Source organism: Mycobacterium sp. (assembly GCF_032161845.1).
Taxonomy (GTDB): Bacteria; Actinomycetota; Actinomycetes; order Mycobacteriales; family Mycobacteriaceae; genus Mycobacterium.
Map to the genome: position 1 here is coordinate 1 of NZ_JAVRQA010000067.1, position 4,298 is coordinate 4,298.

The 4,298-nt window shown below is 67.8% G+C and carries 5 protein-coding genes; 3 read left to right on the forward strand and 2 right to left on the reverse strand.

Translation table 11 applies throughout. The annotated features are described in order from the left end of the window. On the forward strand, positions 1–2,248 hold a 2,248-nt coding region (locus QOD90_RS04010; protein ID WP_526346908.1), incomplete at its 5' end, for an ATP-binding protein. Between the two features lie 79 nt (positions 2,249–2,327). Further along, entirely contained in the window at positions 2,328–2,627 is a 300-nt protein-coding gene (usfY, locus tag QOD90_RS04015) for a protein UsfY (RefSeq protein ID WP_526346909.1), read from the forward strand. A gap of 112 nt (positions 2,628–2,739) precedes the next feature. On the opposite strand, the gene QOD90_RS04020 is transcribed toward usfY, so the two are convergent. After that, positions 2,740–3,066 carry a GNAT family N-acetyltransferase gene (locus QOD90_RS04020; protein WP_526346911.1) on the reverse strand — a complete coding sequence of 109 codons (327 nt, stop codon included), beginning with the start codon at positions 3,064–3,066 and terminating at the stop codon, positions 2,740–2,742. 62 nt (positions 3,067–3,128) lie between these two features. Between QOD90_RS04020 and QOD90_RS04025 the strand changes: the two genes are divergently transcribed. After that, positions 3,129–3,584, forward strand: a complete 456-nt coding sequence (locus QOD90_RS04025; RefSeq protein WP_526346913.1) for a carboxymuconolactone decarboxylase family protein — start codon at positions 3,129–3,131, stop codon at positions 3,582–3,584. Here QOD90_RS04025 and QOD90_RS04030 read toward each other — a convergent pair. Continuing rightward, positions 3,559–4,298 (reverse strand): pyridoxamine 5'-phosphate oxidase family protein (locus QOD90_RS04030; protein WP_526346915.1); only part of this gene is annotated, 740 nt, incomplete at its 5' end. The two genes, QOD90_RS04025 and QOD90_RS04030, sit on opposite strands and share 26 nt — an antisense overlap.

Genomic DNA, 4,298 nt, shown 5'->3' on the forward strand with positions numbered 1-4,298 from the left:
CGACTCGGTGCCCCGCCATCGCGGTGGCCTGCGCGGACGGTCGTCCGAGATACGTCGGATCCGCGCGGCGCTGACAGCGGCGGCGGAGAACCGCGGCGGCGTCGTCGTGCTGAGCGGTGACAGTGGCATGGGCAAGACCGCACTGGCTCAACACATCACCGAGCTGGCCGACGAGCTGGGCCTGGCAACGGTGTGGGCCGGCCACGCCGCCGAGCTGCGTCGGCCGCCGTCGTGGGCGTGGGCGCACGCATTGCGGGGACTGGCCGGCCAGCTTCCCAGCGGCGGCGGGACCCTTCATGCTCCGCTACCGGACTGGTGGGGTGTCGCCACCGAAGACATCGGTGCCGAAACCCGCTCCGCGCAAGGCTTCGACGTGATCGAGGCGACGACGGCGGCATTGGCCGAGTTGGCGTTCAAACGGCCGGCCCTCGTCGTGCTCGATGACGTGCAACGCGCGGATCGCTTCACCGTCGAGGTGCTCGAACACCTTGCCTCGATGGGGCGTCGCATACCGCTGCTGGTCGTCGCGACGTGGCAGGACGGTGGCGCGGATGCTGGGTCCAGCGCCCGCGCGTTCGAACGACTCCGGAGTCGGACGGACGTCGACGTCATCAAACTTCGCGGACTGTCCAGCGGGGCCACCGCCGAACTCATCGCTGATACGAGTGGTGTCGAACCGCCGGCCGAGCTCGTCGGCGTCGTGCACACCCGAACCGGTGGAAATCCCTTCTACGTGAGAGAACTCGTCCGGCTGCTCGATGACAACGGGCGCCTCGGAGCGCTCGGAGACGACGACGTCCCCGAGGCCGTGAGTGGCGTCATCCGCCAGCGGATGTCCCGCCTGCCGGAGCCCAGCCGAACACTGCTGTACGCGGCGGCGGTCGCGGGCACCGAGTTCCTGGTGTCGCGGCTGGCGGCGGCCACGGACCGAACGAGCGCCGAGACGGCCGCGGCGCTGCATCCGGCGCAACGGGCAGGCCTGATCGTCGATGTGCCGCGGCAGGCTGGCAGCTTCCGGTTCAGTCACGGGCTCGTGCGCGACGCGGTCGCCGCGGAGATGACCGGCGTCGGCCGCGCCCGGCTGCACGCCGACATCGCGCGGGCCTACTCGTTGGAGCTCGGGGAGGTCCCGTCGCAGGACGCGATCGACGGCGCCGAGCACGCGTGGCGAGCGGGCGCTGAGTTGGACGCCGACATCGCGCTCGGACTGCTCGACCGGGCCCGGGCCGACGCCTGGGGTCGATCGGCCTATCGCGAAGTGGCCGAACTGGATCGGCGCGCGCTCGCGGTCTGCGCTCGCCTACCCTCGGACGCCGAACGCTTCGACGTTCAGGTCGACCTGCAGCTGCAGCTGGCATCGTGCGAGGCCGTCGTCAACGGGCAGACGTCGGCGAAGACGCTCGCCGAGCTCCGCCGTTCATCACCGGACGGAAAGGATGCGGTCCAGGCGACGACGGCAGTGGCCATGGGATGTCTCGAAGCGTGCGGCACCGGCCGCTATCACGATGCCACGGTGCTCTCGGACAGCCTCGTCGAGTTCTTCGCCGCCACCGACGATCCAATCGCAGGCGCCGCCGGGTACTACATCCGCGGGCTCACCGAGTTCATGCGCGGCAACCTGGATCTTGCCGAGGCCGCGGTCAGCACGCTGCAGTCGACTGTCCCGGCCGTGGACTACGAAACCTTCGGTGCGCTGGCCTCGTTCGAGGTGCTGGCCTACGCGGTCGCGGCGCATTCCCTGGCGTTGCGCGGAAACGTCGACAACGCCTGGGCCACCCTCTCCGAGGGTCTCGCTGAGGGCAGGCGGCGCAACGACGCGTTCGGCACGGCAGTGCTCCGGACCGCCGACATTCAGCTGTCGGCCATGATCGGTGTCTCGGAGGGCGTCGCGGCGCGAGCCGCCGAGGTCGTCGCACAGTTGACCGAACTGGGCATCGACCAGTTCATCGGCGGGGCGCGGTTGATCCACGCGTGGGCCCGCGCGATGGACCCCGAGGGCGTCGACACAGTCGACGAGATGGCCGCCGCCTTCGAGCAGCACGGGCACGGCGGTCGGCGGATCTTCTCGCCGCTGTACTGCGGACTGCTCTCCGATGCCACGGCGATGTACCGCGACATCGCCGGTGCGTCAGCAGCGCTGACCCGCGCCGAGTCGATCGCCGCGGCAACGGGCGAGCACGTCTGGGATGCGCAGTTGGCGGCGCGACGGCTGAGGCTGGCTTCCCGTCAACGACCGAAGCAGGGCTGACGGCCAGATCGCCGCGTGACTGTGACTGGGGTCACAATCGGCGTACCCTGGGGTCATCTCTCAAGGAAGGGAGATGCTCATGAAGGGTGCGCATCACGATCCTGTGGATCACTCTCGTACGACACAGCCGCATGCCGGTGAATCGTTCATCGACACGCTGTGGCTTCCCGGTCTGGCACTCATCATGTTGGGCACCGTGACGATTGCCGGATTTCTCGCGGCGACCGCGTACAACCGCACCGACTGGCAACTGCCTCTCGGTTTCATCGCGGGGGCACTCGTCACCGCGGGCGCGATCCTCATCGCGTTGGAGCATCACCGAGTGAAGCGAGTCGAAGAACGCTGGCTGGCCGACCATCGGGATGCGCGGCACATCTAACCGCCGAGTGGCCACTTATGCCATGCTTCTTGGCGATTCGCGTATGACAACTGGCCACTCGGCGAGAGTTCCTGGCCTCATCGACGAGCTACTGCAGTCGTAGAGGTGGCGGTTACTCCAGCGAGTCCATGAGCGCTCGCGACGGGCTGTCGACGATGTCGTCGTACTCGCGGTGCTTCTTGACGTAGGCCGCCACCATCGGGCACACGGCGACGATGCGCAGGCCGTCGTTGCGCGTCGCGGAAAGGCCCTCGGCGATCAATACGGTCGCCAGTCCCCGTCCGCCGTAGGCCTTCTCGACCTCGGTGTGGAGGAACACCCTTTGCCCCTCGCGAACGACGAACGCCATGAGTCCTACGGACTTTCCCTCGACGGCGACGGTGAACTCGGACTCGGCACGCGCGACGGTAACGGGAGCACCCGTCTTGTCGGTCAACATCAATGCGCTCCTTGCCGCTCCGTACGATCGACCCCACAGTACCCGGACGTTGGAGGCGCGCGATGGACACCGACCACGTCGACATCGACAAGCAGACGCCCGACGCCTATCACGCGCTGGTGTCGGTGGCGACCGCCGTCACGAAGTCAGCCAGGCTGGCAGGGCTGTCGCGCAGCGTGACTGAACTGGTCAACGTTCGTGTCTCGCAGATCAACGGCTGCCCGTCATGCCTGGAAGTGCATCACCTACGCGCCGTCGCGGCCGGCGTCACCGACAAGCAGCTGGCCACGCTGTCGGTCTGGCGGGACACCGAGTTGTTCACCGAGCACGAGCAGGCTGCACTGAGGCTGGCCGAGATCACCACGACGTTGCCCGACCACGACACCGCGGAACGTGAATATGCCCGCGCACGCGAGGTTCTCACCGACGACGAGCTATCCGCGGTGATCTGGGTGGCGACGGCCATCAACGCCTTCAACCGGGTGTCGATCCTCAGTCGGCATCCCGTGCGGCCGTAGCCGGCGAGTTGACCGCCACATCCTGCACGGTGAACTGAACTCGGCGCTCGTCGGCGAGCCATTGCACCTCCGCCGCACCGGACAGCTGAACTGTGCGGCCCGTGGTGAAGTCGATGAACAACAGCGCGGCGGCGGGATCGACCGTAATGTTTCCCAAGCTGTTGAACATGTTGTTGCCGGGAAAGTCCGGCCACGACACCACATCCGAGGTGGCACGGACGAACCCGGCGGACCCGCCGCGATGAGACGCGTCGTTGCCGAATTCGGGGTGGGTGGTGCCGAAGAAGAACGTGTCCGACGACTGAAGCTGGTCGACGTCCTCGGGCCGTAGCGAGTTGCCACGGCGGATGAGCCGGGTTCCGCGGTCCGACGCATCGGGCGACAGGCGCCGGGGATGGATGTACTGAGGGCAGTTGCCGTAGGCCTGGACGACGTCGACCTCCAAACCGCCTCCGTCCGCACCGCTCAACGTGCCATTGATCCGGAGCCGCCGACGGGCGGCGAAGTCCATCACGATCAGACCGACCGGCTGGCCGGACGGCAACCCGTGCAGCGGATCTTCAGGGCTCGGTGCCGCACCGATCAGCAGCCTGGTTGGTGAAGCGACTGCAAGAAATCCGGGCGGGCCTATCAGAGGTGAGGTCCACAGCCTGCCGCTCTGATCCCGTGCGGTGAGCGCCGCGAACGTCGCGCCCGCGAGGAACCCAGCGACGC